The sequence below is a fragment of the Cupriavidus sp. WKF15 genome, from assembly GCF_029278605.1.
Taxonomy (GTDB): domain Bacteria; phylum Pseudomonadota; class Gammaproteobacteria; order Burkholderiales; family Burkholderiaceae; genus Cupriavidus.
Window position 1 is genome coordinate 906926 of record NZ_CP119573.1, and the last position, 18436, is coordinate 925361.

Annotated in this window: 15 protein-coding genes; 9 read left to right on the top strand and 6 right to left on the bottom strand. The window is 67.9% G+C overall.

Features of this window, described 5'->3' with window-relative positions:
- Nucleotide 1: 1 nt before the first annotated feature.
- Both CupriaWKF_RS21470 and CupriaWKF_RS21475 read right to left on the bottom strand, forming a co-directional pair.
- Nucleotides 2–1612, bottom strand: a complete 1611-nt coding sequence (locus CupriaWKF_RS21470) for an OPT/YSL family transporter (RefSeq protein ID WP_276102768.1) — start codon at nt 1610–1612, stop codon at nt 2–4.
- Nucleotides 1613–1684: 72 nt separating this feature from the next.
- Nucleotides 1685–2410 carry an IclR family transcriptional regulator gene (locus CupriaWKF_RS21475; RefSeq protein WP_276102769.1) on the bottom strand — a complete coding sequence of 242 codons (726 nt, stop codon included), beginning with the start codon at nt 2408–2410 and terminating at the stop codon, nt 1685–1687.
- Nucleotides 2411–2608: 198 nt separating this feature from the next.
- On the opposite strand from CupriaWKF_RS21475, the gene CupriaWKF_RS21480 reads away from it, so the two are divergent.
- The gene (locus CupriaWKF_RS21480) at nt 2609–5338 is read left to right on the top strand and encodes a hypothetical protein (RefSeq protein ID WP_276102770.1); all 2730 of its coding nucleotides are present in this window, start codon (nt 2609–2611) and stop codon (nt 5336–5338) included.
- 29 nt (nt 5339–5367) lie between these two features.
- Here CupriaWKF_RS21480 and CupriaWKF_RS21485 read toward each other — a convergent pair whose 3' ends face one another.
- Nucleotides 5368–6123 carry an IclR family transcriptional regulator gene (locus CupriaWKF_RS21485; RefSeq protein WP_276102771.1) on the bottom strand — a complete coding sequence of 252 codons (756 nt, stop codon included), beginning with the start codon at nt 6121–6123 and terminating at the stop codon, nt 5368–5370.
- A 220-nt stretch (nt 6124–6343) separates the two neighbouring features.
- On the opposite strand from CupriaWKF_RS21485, the gene CupriaWKF_RS21490 reads away from it, so the two are divergent.
- The 8 genes from CupriaWKF_RS21490 (at nt 6344) to CupriaWKF_RS21525 (ending at nt 15396) form a co-directional block, all read left to right on the top strand.
- On the top strand, nt 6344–7357 hold the full coding sequence (locus tag CupriaWKF_RS21490) for an LLM class flavin-dependent oxidoreductase (RefSeq protein WP_276102772.1): 1014 nt from the start codon (nt 6344–6346) through the stop codon (nt 7355–7357).
- A 288-nt stretch (nt 7358–7645) separates the two neighbouring features.
- Complete coding sequence (locus CupriaWKF_RS21495) at nt 7646–9616, top strand: sigma-54-dependent Fis family transcriptional regulator (protein WP_276102773.1); 1971 nt, start codon at nt 7646–7648, stop codon at nt 9614–9616.
- Nucleotides 9617–9836: 220 nt separating this feature from the next.
- Nucleotides 9837–10898, top strand: a complete 1062-nt coding sequence (locus tag CupriaWKF_RS21500) for an NAD(+)/NADH kinase (protein WP_276102774.1) — start codon at nt 9837–9839, stop codon at nt 10896–10898.
- A gap of 48 nt (nt 10899–10946) precedes the next feature.
- Nucleotides 10947–11951: a thiamine pyrophosphate-dependent dehydrogenase E1 component subunit alpha gene (locus tag CupriaWKF_RS21505; protein WP_276102775.1), complete on the top strand. Its 1005-nt coding sequence runs from the start codon at nt 10947–10949 to the stop codon at nt 11949–11951.
- Between the two features lie 46 nt (nt 11952–11997).
- Complete coding sequence (locus tag CupriaWKF_RS21510) at nt 11998–13014, top strand: alpha-ketoacid dehydrogenase subunit beta (protein ID WP_276102776.1); 1017 nt, start codon at nt 11998–12000, stop codon at nt 13012–13014.
- Nucleotides 13014–14126 (top strand): acetoin dehydrogenase dihydrolipoyllysine-residue acetyltransferase subunit, encoded by a 1113-nt coding sequence (locus CupriaWKF_RS21515; protein ID WP_276102777.1) that lies wholly within the window; start codon nt 13014–13016, stop codon nt 14124–14126. The genes CupriaWKF_RS21510 and CupriaWKF_RS21515 overlap by 1 nt, the downstream gene beginning before the upstream one ends.
- Nucleotides 14127–14249: 123 nt before the next feature.
- On the top strand, nt 14250–14591 hold the full coding sequence (locus CupriaWKF_RS21520) for a carboxymuconolactone decarboxylase family protein (protein ID WP_276102778.1): 342 nt from the start codon (nt 14250–14252) through the stop codon (nt 14589–14591).
- A gap of 61 nt (nt 14592–14652) precedes the next feature.
- Nucleotides 14653–15396 (top strand): lipoate--protein ligase family protein, encoded by a 744-nt coding sequence (locus tag CupriaWKF_RS21525; RefSeq protein ID WP_276102779.1) that lies wholly within the window; start codon nt 14653–14655, stop codon nt 15394–15396.
- 3 nt (nt 15397–15399) lie between these two features.
- Here the strand turns inward: CupriaWKF_RS21525 and CupriaWKF_RS21530 are convergent, their stop codons facing one another.
- The 3 genes from CupriaWKF_RS21530 to CupriaWKF_RS21540 all read right to left on the bottom strand — a co-directional run bounded on the left by CupriaWKF_RS21530 (nt 15400) and on the right by CupriaWKF_RS21540 (nt 17927).
- Nucleotides 15400–16170 carry a DUF3047 domain-containing protein gene (locus tag CupriaWKF_RS21530; protein ID WP_276102780.1) on the bottom strand — a complete coding sequence of 257 codons (771 nt, stop codon included), beginning with the start codon at nt 16168–16170 and terminating at the stop codon, nt 15400–15402.
- Between the two features lie 311 nt (nt 16171–16481).
- The gene (locus tag CupriaWKF_RS21535; protein WP_276102781.1) at nt 16482–17303 is read right to left on the bottom strand and encodes a hypothetical protein; all 822 of its coding nucleotides are present in this window, start codon (nt 17301–17303) and stop codon (nt 16482–16484) included.
- 231 nt (nt 17304–17534) lie between these two features.
- Nucleotides 17535–17927, bottom strand: coding sequence for an OsmC family protein (locus CupriaWKF_RS21540; protein ID WP_276102782.1), 393 nt, complete (start codon nt 17925–17927; stop codon nt 17535–17537).
- Between the last annotated feature and the right edge of the window lie 509 nt (nt 17928–18436).

Genomic DNA, 18436 nt, shown 5'->3' on the forward strand with positions numbered 1-18436 from the left:
GTTACTTGCGCAGCTTGGTGACCGAGCCGATGAAGCTGAACAGTGCGTCGCCCGCGATCACGCCGCCGGCAAAGGCGCTCATCTCGGCGATGTGCTGGTCGCCGCGCAGGCGCTGCAGCACGAAGCGGATCAGCAGGCCGGCCAGTACCGCCCAGCCGGCCAGCGGCGAGGCGATCAGCATGCCGGTCGAGAGCAGGATGCCGAGCTGGCGCCTGGAGCCGCCGATCAGTTGCAGCAGCGCGCCGGGAATCGCCCAGATCACGAGGTTGCGCGCGATTTCCGCCGAAGAGCCGGCCTTGATCGACGCCGCATAGACACGGTCCACCGGCGGGATCAGGTTCTGCGCGAAGAAGCTGCCGTGGAATACGAGCACCACGACCGCGGCCACGGCGAAGCCGATCATCGCGGCCAGGAACTGCTGCTTGCGGCCAGCCAGTTCGGCTTCCATGTCGCGGCCTTCGCCACGCAGCAGGTAGCCGGTCTTGAGGTCATAGCCCATGTCGGCAAAGGCCGGGCCGGTGGCGGCCGAGAAGCCCACCAGCACGGCCAGGGCCGTCGGCGGGAAGCCGATCAGGATGCCGATGGTCAGCGTGATCAGCGCCACGGCGAAGGCCGGGAACCAGCCCGAGTGCATCGCGGCGATGCCGACGATCAGCTCGTGCACGTAGGCGGCGAACGCGGCGTACAGCACGAACACGACCAGCATGCCCAGCGACATGTCGGACACGTGGCCGGCCAGCAACGAGATCAGCAGAGCGATGGCCAGGTAGACCAGGAAGCCGCCCGACAGGATGCGGCTGGCGCGCGAGGCGGGCACTTCGATCGTACGTGCGCCGGCGGCCGGCGCATGGCGCGCACGGCGGATCTCCATGGCCACCTGGAACAGCGCCACGATACCGGCGCCGATCATCAGGCCGTGCGGGATATACGCCTTGGCAATGTCGACGCCGGTCAGCGCTACCGAATAGCCGCGCACCAGCAGGCCGATGCCGAACATGGTCAGCGCCGCCAGGTTGCCGAGGAAGGCCGCGCCGAACGCGGACATCGGCACGCCGAGCCACGCGCCGCCCACGCCCACGGCAATGCCCAGGCCCAGGAACGCCGCCTTGCGTCCGCCGCGGTCGCCAGCCCAGATGGCTTCAGCGGTGGCAATGCCGGCGGGCCAGGTGCCCGTGGCCGGGAAGATCTTGCTGCCGAACAGGAAGTACAGCATGGCGCCGTCGACGAACATCGCGACCACCGCGCCGATCAGCATCGGCGTGGCCAGCTCGGGCATGCCCATGGCGTACGGCACGCCGATCGGGATCATCAGCGAGTTGGCCGCGCCGAACGTGGCCGACGAGATCGCCGTCTGCACCAGGTTCTGGCGCTCCAGCACGCGGAAGCGCCGCGTGACCTCGAGCGGGATGCGCGAGAACACGATGGCGATCAGCGCGCCGATGATCGAGGTGTTGGCCGAGATGCCCAGCGACACGATCAGCTGCATGCCGATCATCGCGCCGAAGACGGACAGCACCACGGAGACCAGCAGCAGGAACGGCTCCGTGAAGCGCGATCTTGCCGCTGGTTGCGCCGCCCCCGGCGCGTTCAGTTCTGTTTGCATAGGCGTCATGTCCACCTTCCTCCCTAGTGTTGTCTCGTTTCGCGCGCCTCGCCAGTTCCGCTGGCAGCCCGCCATGTGTTGTCAGCGCAGGAACCCTGTCACCGGCCCGATGGTGTCGCGTGCGGCCCGCAGCGCATCGAGCAGGCGCGGCAGGGCGTGTTCGTCGAGCCGCTGCAGCGGTCCGGCAATCGCGAGCGAGCCGATCACGGCACGCGTATCGCGGCTGTACAGGGGCACCGCGAGCCCGGCGACGGTGGCCGCCGATTCCTCGCAGGTGTAGGCCCAGCCTTCGGCACGGACCCGTACCAGGCGTGCTTCGAATTCTTCCTGCGCCAGGCCCGCGCGTTGCGCCACGCGCTGGCGCAGCGCTTGCGGCTGGAAGGCCAGGATCGCCTTGGCATGGGCGCCCGCGTCGAGCGCGAAGCGCTGGCCGACCTCGATCGAAAAGCGCAGCTGGTGCTGGCTTTGGGCGATGTCCGTGCACAGGCCCTCGTCACCGTCCAGCCACGACAGGAATACGGTTTCGCCGCTCTGCCGCGCCAGCGCTTCCAGCGCGGGCTGCACCACCTCGGCCGGCGTAAAGGTCTTGCGCATGACCTGGCCCAGCTCGAACCAGCGCAGGCCCAGGCCATAGCGGCCGATGGCGTCCTGCACCAGGAAGCCATTGGCGGCGAACGTGGCCAGCACGCGATGAACCACGGCGTGATGCACGCCGCTTTCGCGCGCGAGTTCGCGCACGCCCCAGCTTGGCTGGCGCGCATTGAAATGGGTCAACAGCGCCAGCGCGCCATCGAGTGTCTTGAGCATTCCGATTGCCTCGTGTCTCTTAAATAGAGACAACGTCTCTAATACAGAGAAATGCTAGGCGTCCGTGGCCTTACCCAACAATCAGGGTTAACGCGAATGCGCGTGGATGCCGGCATGTACGAGCCCTTGGCGTCTCATCCCGGAGGACCATGACGAGCGGCCTATACTTGGCGCAGACCCTTCGCCACGGAGGTGTGCATGCCTGCAGAAGACCCCGGATTCGACGACGAAGCCGCCCGGATCGCGCAAAGGCGCCGGCAGCTTGGCATTCCGGCGCGGCCGGGCGCGGACACGCGCAACTGGGCCCTGGCGTTGTCCGGCGGCGGCATCCGCAGCGCCACCTTTTGCCTGGGTGTGCTGCAGGCCCTGGCGGGCACGCCGCTACGGCAGGCGGAGGAACCCGAGGGCGCGGAGCCCGGGGCACCAGCCCCGCCGGCCTCCCTGCTGCCCCAGTTCGACTACCTCTCGACGGTCAGCGGCGGCGGCTTCGTGGGCGCCTTCTTCACCAGCCTGTTCTTGCCGGGGCGCCTGCGCCGCGGCACGAACCCGGTGCAAGCGGCGGCCGATGCGTACCACACGTTGCAGTGCGAGCCGCCCGGGCGCATCCGCACATCGGTGTCGTATGCATCCGACCCGGGCCGTGGCGCCGTGGCGTGGCTGCGCGAGAACGGGCGCTACCTGTCTCCGACCGGCGCGGGCGACAACCTCTACGCCGCGGCGCTGGTCCTGCGCAACTGGCTGGCCATGCATTACGTGATCGGCAGCGCGCTGCTGTTCCTGCTTGCCGCGCTGGCACTGGGCCAGTACGTGGCCACGGGCATGTCATATGGCCTCGGCCGCTATGAGATGGACCTGCTGCATGACGCGCGCCAGGCGTTCAACCAGGGTGAATGCGTGATCTGGTGGAGCGCCTTGCTGTGGTTGCCGCTGGGCACGGTGCTGCTGTTCGCCGCGCCGCCCGGGCTGGCCTACTGGATGGTGTATCCGCGCGCCAGCGATCCGCAGGCCCCGGCGCGCTTCCTCAGCCCCGGCCCGGTCGTCGCCACGCTGGTGGCGGTCTTGCTGCTGCTGGCCGCGCGCTGGGTCGTGTGGCTGGGCCCGGGGCTGGTGCTTGCCTGCATGCTGGCGGCGGCGGGCGCGCTGACGCTGCTGGCCGTGCTGTGCTGCCTGGCCATGCTCGTGCCGGCGCCGCGCGCGGTATCGGACTATCGCGTGCGCGCCACGCGCGCCTTGCGCAGCGCACTGACGCTGACGCTGTGGCTGCTGGCGCTGGGCGTCGCGGACACCGTCGCGCGCACGACCTTCCTCTATGCGTTCATGGCCAGGTCGTCATGGAGCGCCGGCGTGCCGGCGGGCGTACTGGCCGCGCTGGTCTGGCTGGTGCGCTATGCAGCCGGCCTGCGCGACGAGGGCAGGCAGGACAGTGCCGACACGCTGTGGCGCGCGCTGATGGCGCACCTGCCCGTCTCGCTGCTGGCCGGGGCACTGGCCGCGCTGCTGGCGCTGCTGGTGTATGTGCTGTGGTCGTGGCTGGTGCTGTACGTGCGCTGGAACGGGCGCGAGCCGGTGGACTGGCTGGTCTATGGCAATGCCTATACCGGCCCGGTGCTTGCCGTGCTGGTGCTGGTGGCGTTGCTGCTGGCGCTGGTGGCGGGGCGCTTCACGGGCTTCCTGAACCTGTCGACGCTGCAGCCGTTCTACGCCGCGCGGCTCACGCGCGCCTACCTTGGCGCCTCCAACGGCGAGCGCTTTGTCCCGCATGCGCCTGGCTGCCAGGGGCGCGAGCGCTTCAGCGTGGCCGAGCCGGTGCCAGGCGACCAGCTCAGCCTGAACGCTTATTACGATCCGCGCGTGCTGGCGCCGCTGCACCTGATCAACGTCACGCTGAACCAGACCGTCGACCCGGCCGAGCAACTCGTGCAGCGCGACCGCAAGGGCAAGCCCCTTTGCCTTGGGCCCGGGCTCAGCGTGGTCCAGCCCGGGCCGGCGCAGGCGCTGCCCTCCGATGCCTATGCGCGCTTTCTCGTCGACGGGCGTCCGTGCTGTCCGGACCTGCCGCATCCGGGGACGGCAAGGGTCGCCGATGCCCGCACGGTTGGCGACTGGATCGCGATCTCCGGCGCCACGCTGTCAACCGGTGTCGGGCGTGCCACCACGCTCGGGACTTCGCTGCTGATGGGGTTGGCCAACCTGCGGCTGGGGACGTGGTGGCCGTCCTACCTGCAGGACGGCGCGCGCCACGCGGGCGCAGTGCCTGCCACGCAGCGCCAGCCCGAGCGTGCCACGCATCCGGTGCTGGCGCGCTTCAGCGCGTTGTTCCGCACGCAGTATTGCCTCGGTTGCGAACTTGCCGCGCGTTTCCACGGCATGCGGCGCGGCTGGCAGTACCTGTCGGACGGCGGGCACTTCGACAACACTGGCGTGTACGAATTGCTGCGCCCAGGCCGCGATGTGTCACTGATCGTGCTGTGCGATGCCGGCGGCGATATCAACTACCGCTTTGGCGACCTGGCCAACCTGATCCGGCTCGCACGGATCGACCATGGCCTGGAAATCGTGGTGGATACGGAGGCCGCCACCACGCATCCGGTACTGAGCAGGGTGTTCGGCTTGCCGGAAGACTTTGGTCCGGGGGGCCAAGGCGCGGCGGCGGGCAAATGCGCGGTGCTGCTCAATGTGTACCGTGCCGGTCCCGGCGCGGCGCCGCGCGATCCGGTCTGCCGCATCGTGCTGCTCAAGCCGCGCCTGGCGGACTGGGCACCGGCCGACGTGCGGCAGTACGGCGCGGACCATCCGGCCTTTCCGCAAGAGGCGACCTCCGACCAGTTCTTCGACGAGGCCCAATGGGAAAGCTATCGCGCGCTGGGCCTTGCCATCGGCCAGCGCGTGTTCGACGGTGCCGTGGGACAGGCGTTGCTGGCCGGCTGAGCGGCGTTCAGCGGCGGTTCAGTGGCGGATCAGCGTACGAAGCCGATCACGTCCTCGAGCCGGCCGCTGGCATCGCGCAGAGCCTCGAGCAGGCGCGGCACCGCCTCCTCGCCAAGCCGTTGCTGCGGCCCGGCAATGGCCACCGAGCCGATCACCGCGCTGTGGTCGCGCGACCACAGTGGCAACGCCAGCCCCGCTACGCTCGCCGCCGCTTCCTCGCGCGTGTGCGCCCAGCCCTGCTGGCGCACCTCGGCCAGCTGCGCTTCGATGGTGCCGCGGTCGAGCGTGGTGTGCGGCCCCATCTTTTCGATGCCCTGGCGGTAGACCTCGTCGCGGAACACGTCGTCCTGGTACGCGAGCATGGCCTTGGCGTGCGCGCCGGCATACAGCGGGAAGCGCTCGCCCAGCTCGATCGAGAAGCGCAGCTGGTGCTGGCTCTGCACCAGGCCCACGCACAAGCCCTCGTGGCCATCGAGCCACGACAGGAACACGGTCTCGCCGCTCTGCGCAGCCAGCTTTTCCAGCACCGGGCGCACGATCTCGTCGGGCGAGAAGCTCTTGCGCACGACCTGGCCCAGCTCGAACAGGCGCAGGCCCAGCGAATACTTGCCGGTCGCCGCGTCCTGTACCAGGAAGCCGTTGGCCGCAAAGGTGGCCAGCACGCGGTGCACCACGGCGTAGTGCACGCCGCTGTGCTTGGCGAGTTCGCGCACGCCCCAGGTGGGCTGCCGCACGGTGAAGTGGGTCAGCAAGGCCAGCGCGCCGTCCAGTGTCTTGAGTGTCATACCGATTTCCTGCTTCGCATGGGGCAGCATGGTACGGGACAAGCAGCGCTGCGCTCAATCCTTCCCGGCCCGAAAGCGCCGCGCCGATAACCACGCCGCCGGTAAGGCCGCGTGGCGGCCGCCAGCACGATTGCCGGGGGCTAACTAAGATAGCGGACGTTTTCGATTCCCCCGCGCAGCGGCCGGCCACTGTGCCCGCCGCCGCGCCAAGGCAGCTCCCATGACGACTCCGATCCCGTATTCCGTCCTCGACCTGGCCCCCATTGCCGAAGGCAGCGACGCCGGCCAGGCCATGCGCAATGCGCTCGACCTCGCGCAGCACGCCGAGCGCCTGGGCTACCGCCGCTTCTGGCTGGCCGAGCACCACAATATGCCCGGCATCGCCAGTGCCGCGACCGCCGTGCTGATCGGCTACGTGGCCAACGGCACGCGCACGATCCGCGTGGGCTCGGGCGGCGTCATGCTGCCCAATCATTCGCCGCTGGTGGTGGCCGAGCAGTTCGGCACGCTGGCCTCGCTCTATCCGGGCCGGATCGACCTGGGCCTGGGCCGCGCGCCCGGCACCGACCAGGCCACGGCGCGCGCGCTGCGCCGGCAACTGTCGCACGACACGGCCGATACGTTTCCGCAGGACGTGGAAGAACTGCAGGCCTATTTCGATGACGTGCGCCCCGGCCAGCGCCTGCGCGCCGTGCCCGGCGCGGGCCTGAAGGTGCCGCTGTGGCTGCTCGGCTCGAGCCTGTTCAGCGCGCAGCTGTCGGCGGCGATGGGCCTGCCGTTCGCGTTCGCCTCGCATTTCGCGCCGGGCTTCATGCGCCAGGCCGTGGACCTGTACCGGCGCACCTTCCGGCCATCCGCGCAGCTGGAGCGGCCCTACGTGATGCTCGGCCTCAATGTGTTCGCGGCCGAGACCGGCGACGAGGCGCGGCGCCTGTTCAGTTCCTTGCAGCAGCAGTTCCTGGCGCTGGTCCGCGGCACGCCGGGGCAGTTGCGCGCGCCCGTGGACGATATCGAGTCGCTGTGGACCGAGAGCGAGGCGGATCATATCCGCCGCTCGCTCGCCTGTTCCGTGGTGGGGGATCCGGACGCGGTGCGCGCCGGCATGCAGCGCTTTGTCGATGACCTGCGCCCGGATGAGCTGATGTTGACGGGCCAGGTCTTCGACCACGCCGCGCGCCTGCGCTCGTTCGAGATCGCCGCCGACGCGGCGCGCGCGCTGACGACGGCGGTCTGAAGGGGGCGCCCTCGACGGATATCAGGCGTTTGCGAGCCGGAACGCCGCGAGCGCCTGGATCATGCGCTGGCCCTGTTCGCCCGCGCGGCTTGGCTGAGAAGGTCCTGTCCCCCGGCACTGGAATGCCGTCTGGTGCACATATTTGCCGCGACGATGACGCCGGTTTGCACCGCCCCGACCGTGTCGGATACAGTAGCCGGCACAGGGTCGCGCAATGACGCGCCCGGCTCGCCAGTTCGCCAATGTGCCGCCCGCGGCGCACGCCGCGAAGACGACAAGGAGACAGCGATGGACCTGCGGCAACGCGAGCACATCGAGACGGTAGTCCACACGACCAGCTACCTGCCCCCGCCCGCCCTCCCCGCGGACCGGCCCACGCACGATGCCGTGATCCAGAACTCCTGGCGGCGCTGCGTGCACCAGTACGGGCTGGATCCGTCGCGGATGCAGGAAGCCCGCATCGTGCCGCAGACGCGGCTGCGCGAACACCAGCAGCGCATCGATGACTTCGCCCGCATTGCGCGCCACGGGCTCGAGAGCCTCTATGCCCAGGTCGCGGGCCTCGGCTACGTGGTGCTGCTGACCGATGCGCAGGGCGTGACCGTCGACTACATCGGCGATGCGCGCACCGATGCCGACCTGCGCCATGCCGGCCTGTACCTCGGCGCGGAATGGAGCGAGCGCGGCGCAGGGACCTGCGCGGTCGGTACGGCACTGGTCACCGGCGAAGCCCTGACCGTGCACCAGGCCGATCATTTCGACGCCACCCACATTCCGCTCACCTGCACCGCCGCGCCGCTGTTCGATACGCACGGCAACCTGCACGCGATCCTCGACATCTCCGCGCTGACTTCCCCGCATGCCAAGGACAGCCAGGGGCTGGCGCTGCAACTGGTGCGCATCTACGCGGCGCATATCGAGAACGCCAATTTCCTGCGCGCGCATCACCGCGACTGGATCCTCAAGCTCAACGTCGCGCCGGAGTTCGTCGATGTCAATCCGGAGTACCTGCTCGCGCTGGACGACGGCGGCCGCATCGTCGGGCACAACCACCGCGCGCGGCGGATGCTTGAAGGCGAGCTGGCCGCCGGCACGGTGCTGGGCCAGTCGTTCGAGACGCTGTTCAACGCGCGGCTCGAAGACCTGGGCCGCTTTGTCTATTCCCGCCCGAGCGAACAGCGCCTGGTCGCGCTGAACCGCAGCGGCGGCCTGCTATACCTGAGCGTGATGCCGCCCGCCTTGCGCTGGCAGGCCAGTGCCGCGCAGGAACGGCCAGCGCAGCTGCCGGAGCCGCTGGCGGCACTGTGCGGCGGCGATTCCGCGCTGCAGCAGCAACTGCAGCGCGCGGCGCGCCTGGTCGATTCGCCGATCAACCTGCTGATCAACGGCGAGACCGGCAGCGGCAAGGAGTACCTGGCCAAGGCCCTGCACCAGGCCAGCGTGCGCCGCGGGCAGCCGTTCGTGGCGGTGAACTGCGCGGCGATTCCCGAAACGCTGATCGAGAGCGAGCTGTTCGGCCACCTGCCCAACAGTTTTTCCGGCGCCGGGCCGCGCGGCAAGCGCGGACTGATCCAGGAAGCCGATGGCGGCACGCTGTTCCTCGACGAGATCGGCGACATGCCGCGCGAACTGCAGTCGCGGCTGCTGCGCGTGCTGGCCGAGGGCGAGGTGCTGCCGATCGGCGCGGCGCGCCCGGTGCCGGTCCGGCTGCGCGTGATTTCCGCGACCCATCACCGGCTGGAGGACCTGGTCGCGCAAGGTCGCTTCCGCGAGGACCTGTTCTACCGGCTCAACGGCGCGCGCTTTGCGCTGCCGCCGCTGCGCGAGCGCACGGACCTCGAATGGCTCGTACAGAAGATGCTGGACGATGGCGGCCAGCGCGGCATCACGCTGTCGCCGCAGGCGCGCGATCGGCTCTGCCACCACCGCTGGCCCGGCAACCTGCGCGAGTTGCGCAACGTGCTGGAGTACGCGCGTGCCGTCTGCACGGGTGGCTACATCGAAGCCCACGACTTGCCCGACGGACTCGGTGCTACCACGACCGCATCCGCCATGCCGGCGTTGCCTGCCACGCAGGACGACGCGCGCCAGTTGCCGCCCGAGGGCATGCTGCTGATGCAGTACCTGCGCGCGTCGGGCTGGAACCTGAGCGCGGTGGCGCGGCAGATCGGCATCAGCCGCATGACGCTGTACCGGCGCATGGAGCGCTTCGGCATCCAGTCGCCCAACCGCCGCGACGGCGACCCGCCGACGCCGTAGCGCTGCCACCGATACGGTTGTCCAGCGCTGTACACCTGCGCTGTGACACCTGTCACACCGTGAACGCCGCCGGCACCGCCCGCGCGGCGGCCTTAGCCGCGTTTCCTGCGGGTTATCCCGCAATTTCCCCCGTCTCTGCCTCACTGCAGCCCTGCCGGCGCGTGCTGGCACAGCCATTGCAATCTGCCTGTCACCACAACGACAACACAGGAGACAGGCCATGGGGCAAGCACGGTCCGCCGGTGCGCCGCTGGTCGGCATCATCGCCAACCCGGTTTCGGCGCGCGACATCCGCCGCGTGATTGCCAACGCGAACAGCCTGCAGCTGGCGGACCGCGTCAACATCGTGCTGCGCCTGCTGGCCGCGCTGTCAGCCTGCGGCGTCGACCGCGTCATGATGATGCCGGACCGCGAAGGCCTGCGCGTCATGCTCGAGCGCCACCTGACCCGGCATCAGGGGCCGGACGCCGGGCTGCCGGCGGTGGAGTACATCGGCATGCCCGTCACCGCGCGCGTCGACGATACCCTGAACGCGGCGCGCCATATGGCCGATGCCGGCGTGGCCGTGATCATCGTGCTCGGCGGCGACGGCACGCACCGTGCCGTGGTGCGCGAATGCGGCGGCGTGCCGATCGCCGGGCTGTCTACCGGCACCAACAATGCCTACCCGGAAATGCGCGAGCCGACCATCACGGGGCTGGCGGCGGGGCTGTACGCCACCGGCCAGATTCCTGACAGGCAGGCACTCGCATCAAACAAGCGGCTCGACATCGTCATCCGCGATGCCGATGGCGGCTTCCGGCGCGATATCGCGCTGGTCGACGCGGTGATTGCCCGCGAGCATTTCATCGGCGCACGGGCGCTGTGGAAGGCCGACACGCTGGCCGCCGTGTACGTGGCGTTCGCCGATCCGCAGGCCATTGGCCTGTCCGCCATCGCCGGCCTGCTGGAACCGCTGGGCCGGCGCGAGCCCGGCGGCCTCGCGATCGAGCTGGCCGCGCCGGGGCAGGGCGAGTTCGAGCTGCGCGCGCCGATTGCCCCCGGCCTGCTGTGCCAGGTATCCGTGGCCGGCTGGCAGCACCTGGAACATGCCCGGCCGCATCGCGTGCGCCAGCGCGCGGGCATCGTCGCGCTCGATGGCGAGCGCGAGCTGGCCTTCGGCCCCCACGACGAAGTCACCATCACCCTGCATGAACACGCCTTCCGCAGCATCGACGTGGCGGCATGCATGCGCTACGCCGCGCGCGAGCGGCTGATGCGCAGCGCAGCCGTCACGCATTGAGCAAGCACGTATCAAGCAAGCCGTACCACCCCAACCAAGGAGACAACCATGAGCGCCAGTGCCATGCAAACCGGCCCCAGCGGGCTGCCACTCGACAAGGAGACGCTGCTGACGGTGTATCGCAAGATGCGCACCATCCGCGAATTCGAAGAACGCCTGCACGTGGACTTCGGCCGCGGCGACATTCCGGGCTTCGTGCACCTCTACGCGGGCGAGGAAGCCGCCGGTGTCGGCATCCTGCACCACCTGAACGACGGCGACCGCATCGCCAGCACGCACCGCGGCCACGGCCACTGCATCGCCAAGGGGGTTGACCCAGTGGCAATGATGAAGGAGATCTACGGCAAGAAGGGCGGCTCGTGCAACGGCAAGGGCGGCTCCATGCATATCGCCGATCTGTCCAAGGGCATGATGGGCGCCAACGGCATCCTGGGCGCGGGCGCGCCGCTGATCTGCGGCGCCGCGCTGGCGGCCAAGTTCCGCGGCAAGGGCGAGGTCGGCATTACCTTCAGCGGCGATGGCGCGTCCAACCAGGGCACCTTCCTCGAAAGCCTGAACCTGGCCGCCGTGTGGAACCTGCCGGTGATCTTCGTGATCGAGAACAACGGCTACGCGGAGTCGACCTCGCGCGATTACGGCACCGCGGTGGACAGCTACGTGGATCGCGCGGCCGGCTTCGGCATTCCCGGCGTGACGGTGGACGGCACCGACTTCTTCGCCGTGCACGAGGCCGCCGGCGAAGTCATCCGCCGGGCGCGCGAAGGCGGCGGGCCGGCGCTGCTGGAATGCAAGATGGTCCGCTTCTACGGCCACTTCGAAGGCGATGCGCAGACCTATCGCGCGGCGGGCGAACTTGATGACATCCGCGCCAACAAGGACTGCCTGAAGCTGTTCTCGCGCACCGTGACGCAGTCCGGCGTCATCACGCGCGAGGAACTCGACACGATCGACCGGGAAGTCGCCGCGCTGATCGAGCACGCCGTGCAGGAAGCCAAGGCCGCGCCGCTGCCGGGGCCGGAAGACCTGCTGACGGATGTCTACGTGAGCTACTGAATCGCTGCCAACCCGACACAGCTACCCAATCATCAGGAGACAGAACATGGCTCGCAAACTGAGCATCAAGCTGGCGATCAACGAGGCGATCGACCAGGAAATGACGCGTGACCCCAGTGTGATCATGCTGGGCGAGGATATCGTCGGCGGCGCCGGCGCGGACGGCGAGAAGGACGCCTGGGGCGGCGTGCTGGGCGTGACCAAGGGCCTGTACGCCAAGCATGGCGACCGGCTGCTCGATACACCGCTGTCCGAATCGGCCTACGTGGGGGCGGCCATTGGCGCGGCGGCCTGCGGCATGCGGCCCATCGCCGAACTGATGTTCATCGACTTCATGGGCGTGTGCTTCGACCAGATCTTCAACCAGGCCGCCAAGTTCCGCTACATGTTTGGCGGCAAGGCCGAGACACCGGTGGTGATCCGCGCCATGGTCGGTGCGGGCTTCCGCGCGGCCGCGCAGCACAGCCAGATGCTGACGCCGCTGTTCACGCATATCCCGGGCCTCAAGGTGGTGTGCCCGTCCACGCCGTATGACACCAAGGGGCTGCTGATCCAGGCCATCCGCGACAACGACCCCGTGATCTTCTGCGAGCACAAGAACCTGTACGGGCTCGAAGGCGACGTGCCGGAGGGCGCCTACACCATCCCGTTTGGCGAGGCCAATATCGCGCGGGACGGCAAGGACGTGACCATCGTCGCGTACGGGCTGATGGTGCACCGTGCGCTGGAGGCCGCGGCAACGCTGGCGAAGGAGGGCGTGGAAGCCGAAGTCATCGACCTGCGCACGCTGTCGCCGCTGGACATGGACACGGTGCTCGAATCGGTCGAGAACACCGGGCGGCTGGTGGTGGTGGATGAGGCCAGCCCGCGCTGCAATATCGCGACCGACATTTCGGCGCAGGTGGCGCAGCAGGCGTTCGGCGCGCTCAAGGCCGGCATCGAGATGGTCTGCCCGCCGCATACGCCGGTGCCGTTTTCGCCGACGCTGGAAGACCTGTATATCCCCAGCGCCGCGCATGTCGTGGAGGCGGTGCGCAAGACCATGAAGGGAGGTAAGCACTGATGGCCGCGGCAATAACCCCGATCGTGATGCCCAAGTGGGGCCTGTCGATGAAGGAAGGCACCGTCAATGCCTGGCTCGTCGACGAAGGTGCCCAGATCTCGGTGGGCATGCCGATCCTCGATGTGGAAACCGACAAGATCGCCAATGCCGTCGAGGCGCCCGACGCCGGCACCCTGCGCCGCAAGGTCGCTGGGGTGGGGGACGTGCTGCCGGTCAAGGCCTTGCTTGGCGTGCTGGCGTCAGCGGAGGTGAGCGATGCGGAAATCGATGCCTATATTGCGGCTTACGAAACGCCGGCGGACGACGGCGACGAGGAGGAGGCCGGACCTGCGTACCAGTATGTCGACGTCGACGGCATCCGCGTCCGCTACGCCCGCAAGGGTGACGCGGAGCAGGCCGTGCTCTTCCTCCACGGATTTGGCGGTGATCTGGACAACTGGCTGTTCAACCTCGACGCCTTCGCCGATGCGTACACCGTGGTGGCGCTTGACCTGCCCGGTCACGGACAGACGTCGCCGCGGCTCGCGGGCACGACGCTGGCGGAGATGGCCGGCTTTGTAGCACGCTTCCTGGACGCGGCAGGTATCGACGCAGCGCACGTAGTGGGCCATTCCATGGGCGGCGGCATCGCCGCGCAGCTTGCCGTGGATGCGCCGCAGCGCGTGCTGTCGGTGGCGCTGGTTTCGCCGGCGGGCATGGGCGACGAGATCAACAACGGCTATACCGAGGGCTTTGTCAGCGCGCAGTCGCGGCGCGAGCTCAAGCCCGTGATCGAGCTGCTGTTCGCCAACCCGGACCTGGTCAGCCGGCAGATGCTGGACGACCTGCTGCGTTACAAGCGGCTCGACGGCGTGCAGGAATCGCTGTCGGCGCTCGGCGACAGCCTGTTCGCGCAGGGCCGCCAGCGCGAACAGCCAGGGCAGCGGCTGGCCGATACCGGCAAGCGCACGCTGGTGGTCTGGGGCGCGCAGGACCGGATCATTCCCAGCGCGCACGCGCAGAACGCGCCGGCCGGCGCTACGGTGAAGGTGTTCGACGATGCCGGGCACATGAGCCAGATGGAAAAGGCCAGCGATTTCAACGCGCTGCTGCGCAAGCACCTGGCCGGCTGAGGGCCATGGCGCGGACGGGAAGTTGCAGCACCGTCCGCGCCATCCTTCTCTTTATGGATAGCGTGACGAGCCCGTGTGTCATACGCGAGCGGCTCCGTTGCGCGCTACTAACACCGTATTGCCATGACCACTGACCTCAAGAACCGGCTCAGCCAGATCAACCGCCAGTTTTCGGCGCTCGGCCAGGCGCAGCCTGCCGCGATGAGCGCCTTCCAGGGGCTGATGAAGTCCGCGACGCAGGAGGGCAGCCTGCCCGCTGCCGTCAAGGAACTGGTTGCCGTTGCGCTGGCCGTGCAGAAGGGCTGCGACGATTGCGTGCTGTTCCACACCAGCCAGGCCGTGCGCCATCACGCCACGCGGGAGCAGCTTGCGGAAGTGCTCGCCATCAATATCGAGATGGGGGGCGGGCCTGGCGCCATGTATGCGTCAAAGGCGCTGGCCTACTTCGATGCACTGAACGCATAGTGTCATGTCTGGCGCGGCCGCCTGCTATCGTGTGGCAGATCACTGCGCCAGGTCGAATCCCATGACATTTGCGTTCATCGAACCCCATCCTTCCGAGGACGACCCGCTGCAGGCCGAACTTGCGCTGCTGGATCTTGCCGCGCAAGGCAGCCAGGCCGCCCAGTTGTGGGAGGCTCCGGTTTCACTGGTGGTGCCGCGCAGCTACCTGCGATACGAGCGGTTCGAAGCCGCGCGCGACAGGTTCGCGCGACGCGGCTGCCCGGTCTGGCTGCGCATGTCGGGCGGCGGGCTGGTGCCGCAAGGGCCGGGCATCCTGAACCTGAGCCTGGCGTACAGCGTGGACGGGCCACCCGGCGCGCTGAGCGAGGCGGTGTACCTGCATCTGTGCGAGGTCGTCGGGCGAGCGCTGCGTACGCTTGGCGTGGAGACCCACTGGCAGGCCGTGAACGGCTCGTTCTGCGACGGGCGTTTCAACCTTGCCTGGGGCCCGCCGGGTCAGGCGCGCAAGATCGCCGGAACGGCCCAGTACTGGCGCCGCGCGCCCGCTGCCGCGCAGGCGCCGGATGGCCAGCGCCATCTGGTGCTGGCGCATGCGGTGCTGCTCGTCAGCGCGGACCCGGTCTCGATCACGCAGCGTGCCAATGACTTCGAGGCTGAGGCCGGTACCGGCCGACACTACGATGCCGACAAAGTGGTCAGCGTGCAGCAGGCCATGGGCGCGGCCGACGAGGATGGCGCGGGGCTGATGGAGCAGGTCCTTGGAGCACTGAGGGCGAGCGTGGCCGTCACGCCGCCGCACGCATAGTGCCTACGGTGCGGGCAGGAAGCGCAGGTCGCCATACCAGGCACGCGTGGCGGTGCCGGTGTTGTCGGTATCCGTGAGCAGGCCGTAGCCGGTGATCTTGCCGGGCGGTTCGTGGAACACCTGTTCGTAGTCCTGCGCGACATTGCGGCGCAGGGTCTGCCACTGGCCCGCGTCGCCGGGCCGGCCCGAGACCACGATCATCTGCACGCGGCCTGTGTGCGGATTGGGAATGACGCTGCCGGGCGCCGCCGTGGTCGACCAGATATACATCAGCGTGGCATAGGGCAGGTCTTCGCCGCCCAGGCGCTTGGCCAGCTGCATGCTGGCGCGTTCGCCGAACGAGAGCTTGTGCTTGTCGCCGTCGAAGAAGAACACCAGCCTCGCGGGGGCATCCTCCTTGCGGCCTTCACTGTTGTTGGCGCCTTCGATGGGGGCTTGCGCCTTCCAGCGCCAGGTGGCGACCGGGGTGCGGCTCAGATCGATATTGCCCTCGTGCATCAGCGCCGAGGCCGAAGCGCTTGCGTCGGCTTGCAGGACGGTCGTATTGCCATCCGCCACCAGGCTGTAGCGGGTCATGGTCTTGCCGTGGATGACCGGCAGGTTCTTCCAGTCAGGCGGCAACTCGGCGCCCGGACGCAGTGCCGAGAATGCGATGCCAGGCTGGTCGCCCTGCGCGGGCAACGCCGGGGTTGCCAGCAGCGCGGCGCCACATAGCAAGCTGCGCAGCAGCGCTACCGCATGCCTGTGCGCGCGCCAGATTGACGAGGTCGGCATGGAGGAAGCACTCCGATAGCTGGGCATGGCTGCATTGTAATGAGATGGGGCGCTTTCCGTTGGCGCGCTGGGCCATGCCCCGAACCATCTGCGAGTGGGCGCGCGACGTGGTGGCCGCTGCCATCGCGCTTGTGCGACTGGCGGTGCGAACTGGCGCGATGCTGCACGCAGCCTGCAAAAAAATCGCGGCCCGCACAGGGGCCGCTAATCGGGAATGCGAGGAGGTCAGTTTCCTCAAGAGGCGTTATCGGCGCAACGGCGCGCAGGTAGACCCCTCTTTGGTAGGGAGGTTGCCCTGGCTCGTATTCCGGTCATGCAGTCAGGTAGTGGGGGCCTGTCGGAGGCCTATTGGCGTCACGCTGCTTCTGCACGTTCGCCATCAGTTCTGCGTGGGCTGCATCGAGCCAGTCGATGCGATGCCGGACAGGGTCGTTGGGCGAGAGGTCGCATGCGGGAATCTCGCGCAGGAAGTAGCGCACCATGTTTCCGGCGCGTGCGGGCACTGGCATCATCCCCAGCAACTGGTGCCTGGCCAGCAGGCGCCGGCTTGCCGCGTGCCGCAGCCCTGACCACGCGGTACGACCGAGCGCAATGTATAGCGCGTCCGGGCGCATCTGCCGGATAGCGCCGAGGAAGTGGGTTTCGAAAGTTGCGCGCAGCATGGGCGTTGCAAGCAGGTCTTCGAGCGTGCCACCGAAGGCGAGTCCGCGGCGCGTCGTGGCAAACGGTAGAAGGGCCAGTGGCTGGAACTGGTCGAAGCCCTCATTCCACAGCGCAGCGGCATGAGGCAGTCCCACCAGTTCCGGCGCGCGGAAATGGTCAAGCATCCGAATCAGGTTGGGCCGGATCAGTTGTCCGCCGAGTTCCACGCGGCGCTTGTTTTCACGCTGGATCACGCGGCCGGGCGTGCGCGCCTGCAGCAACTCCTCGGTCACCGTGGCGGCGAGCCGGATATGGGTATGCCCGGGCGTCGTGCTGACCAGTACCAGGCGTGCGCCCGGATTGAGATGCTCGTGCGGCACGTACGTCATCGTGTATGTGCCGTCCTGCTCGACCAGAATGGGTTTGGCGATCAGGCCCGTGGCTCCCGTGCGCCGGATCTGGGCGCAATACTCTTCGATGAAATTCGTCAAGGTGTCCCCGCTCCACAGCGATAAAGGTGCTGCCTTCTTCTTTTTTCTTCATGGTAAGACGTGTGGCCGGGCACCGACAAAGAACAATATGCCGATTTAGCCGCTCGTAGCCATGAGCTTGGTGGGGCAGCGAACAAAGGCGACGCTGTCGGTCATCTGCCGTTTGCGCCGCCTTGCCGGATGGCTCGCTTGCTACCGTACCGCGTGGTGTGGGTCAGGACGATGACGCAATCAGCTGGAGAGCGTCGTGTCGATGACGATCTCTGCCGACAATGATTTATGCACCGGGCACTTGTTGGCCACGCGCAGCAGGTCGTCAAGAATCCTGGCATCGAGCTTGCCAGTGACACGGACTTCGCGCTTCATCGCATAGCGACCGTTGGCTTCCTCGTGGGTGACGGACGCATGAATGGATTCCACCTCATAGTTCTTGCGCTTGGCATAAAGCTGGAGCGTGAGTACGGTGCAGGCGGCAAGTGCCGAGTCCAGCAGGTCATGCGGGCTCGGGTACTGCGGGCTGCCGCCGGCGGAAGCATCCAGGTCAGCCTGCCAGTTCGCGTTGCCGTTGGTCAGATTACAGATAGTGCTGCCCTGGCTCGGCTGCCATGTCGCTTGGATAGTCATCGAACGTCCTCATCCTTGATAAGGGCCGGAGTGCGGCCCGGGAGTAAGGATTCTATACAGCCTCCTGCGGCCCGATCTTCGTGATACTCAAAAAGCACTTTTCGAGCTCGCCGAATTATTTCGCCAGACGACTTGCCAAGGCTGAGCGGCTGGCGTAGTATTCGCCCCCTCGCAACACAACGCGGCGCTGCAAGGCAGACGCAGCAAGGGTTGCGGGTCGATCGGGTGGTTCGGCAGCGCGCAGTTGGCGCAGCGAACCGAAGCAAAAAAGATTGCTGACCCTGGTTGACGAAGCGAAGAAAGTTCTGCATAATTTTCCTTCTCTGCTGCTGACAACGCAGCGCGCTGAACGGCAAAGCCGGCGGCGAAGTTCTTTAACAATCAAACAACCGATAAGTGTGGGCGCTGGGTAGCGGACGCACGAGGTCTTCGGACTTCGGAGTTTCAAAAGTTATCAGTGCTCGCACAGCAAAACGTGACTGGATTTTCGGATCTGGTCAGTCAGTTTT

Bases quoted from the DNA above. Each gene is read 5' to 3' on its own strand.
- CupriaWKF_RS21525 (WP_276102779.1), top strand. From the start codon at position 14,653: ATGACATTTGCGTTCATCGAACCCCATCCTTCCGAGGACGACCCGCTG.
- CupriaWKF_RS21495 (WP_276102773.1), top strand. From the start codon at position 7,646: ATGGACCTGCGGCAACGCGAGCACATCGAGACGGTAGTCCACACGACC.
- CupriaWKF_RS21540 (WP_276102782.1), bottom strand. From the start codon at position 17,927: ATGACTATCCAAGCGACATGGCAGCCGAGCCAGGGCAGCACTATCTGT.
- CupriaWKF_RS21510 (WP_276102776.1), top strand. From the start codon at position 11,998: ATGGCTCGCAAACTGAGCATCAAGCTGGCGATCAACGAGGCGATCGAC.
- CupriaWKF_RS21480 (WP_276102770.1), top strand. From the start codon at position 2,609: ATGCCTGCAGAAGACCCCGGATTCGACGACGAAGCCGCCCGGATCGCG.
- CupriaWKF_RS21505 (WP_276102775.1), top strand. From the start codon at position 10,947: ATGAGCGCCAGTGCCATGCAAACCGGCCCCAGCGGGCTGCCACTCGAC.
- CupriaWKF_RS21530 (WP_276102780.1), bottom strand. From the start codon at position 16,170: ATGCCGACCTCGTCAATCTGGCGCGCGCACAGGCATGCGGTAGCGCTG.
- CupriaWKF_RS21475 (WP_276102769.1), bottom strand. From the start codon at position 2,410: ATGCTCAAGACACTCGATGGCGCGCTGGCGCTGTTGACCCATTTCAAT.
- CupriaWKF_RS21515 (WP_276102777.1), top strand. From the start codon at position 13,014: ATGGCCGCGGCAATAACCCCGATCGTGATGCCCAAGTGGGGCCTGTCG.
- CupriaWKF_RS21520 (WP_276102778.1), top strand. From the start codon at position 14,250: ATGACCACTGACCTCAAGAACCGGCTCAGCCAGATCAACCGCCAGTTT.
- CupriaWKF_RS21485 (WP_276102771.1), bottom strand. From the start codon at position 6,123: ATGACACTCAAGACACTGGACGGCGCGCTGGCCTTGCTGACCCACTTC.
- CupriaWKF_RS21500 (WP_276102774.1), top strand. From the start codon at position 9,837: ATGGGGCAAGCACGGTCCGCCGGTGCGCCGCTGGTCGGCATCATCGCC.
- CupriaWKF_RS21470 (WP_276102768.1), bottom strand. From the start codon at position 1,612: ATGACGCCTATGCAAACAGAACTGAACGCGCCGGGGGCGGCGCAACCA.
- CupriaWKF_RS21490 (WP_276102772.1), top strand. From the start codon at position 6,344: ATGACGACTCCGATCCCGTATTCCGTCCTCGACCTGGCCCCCATTGCC.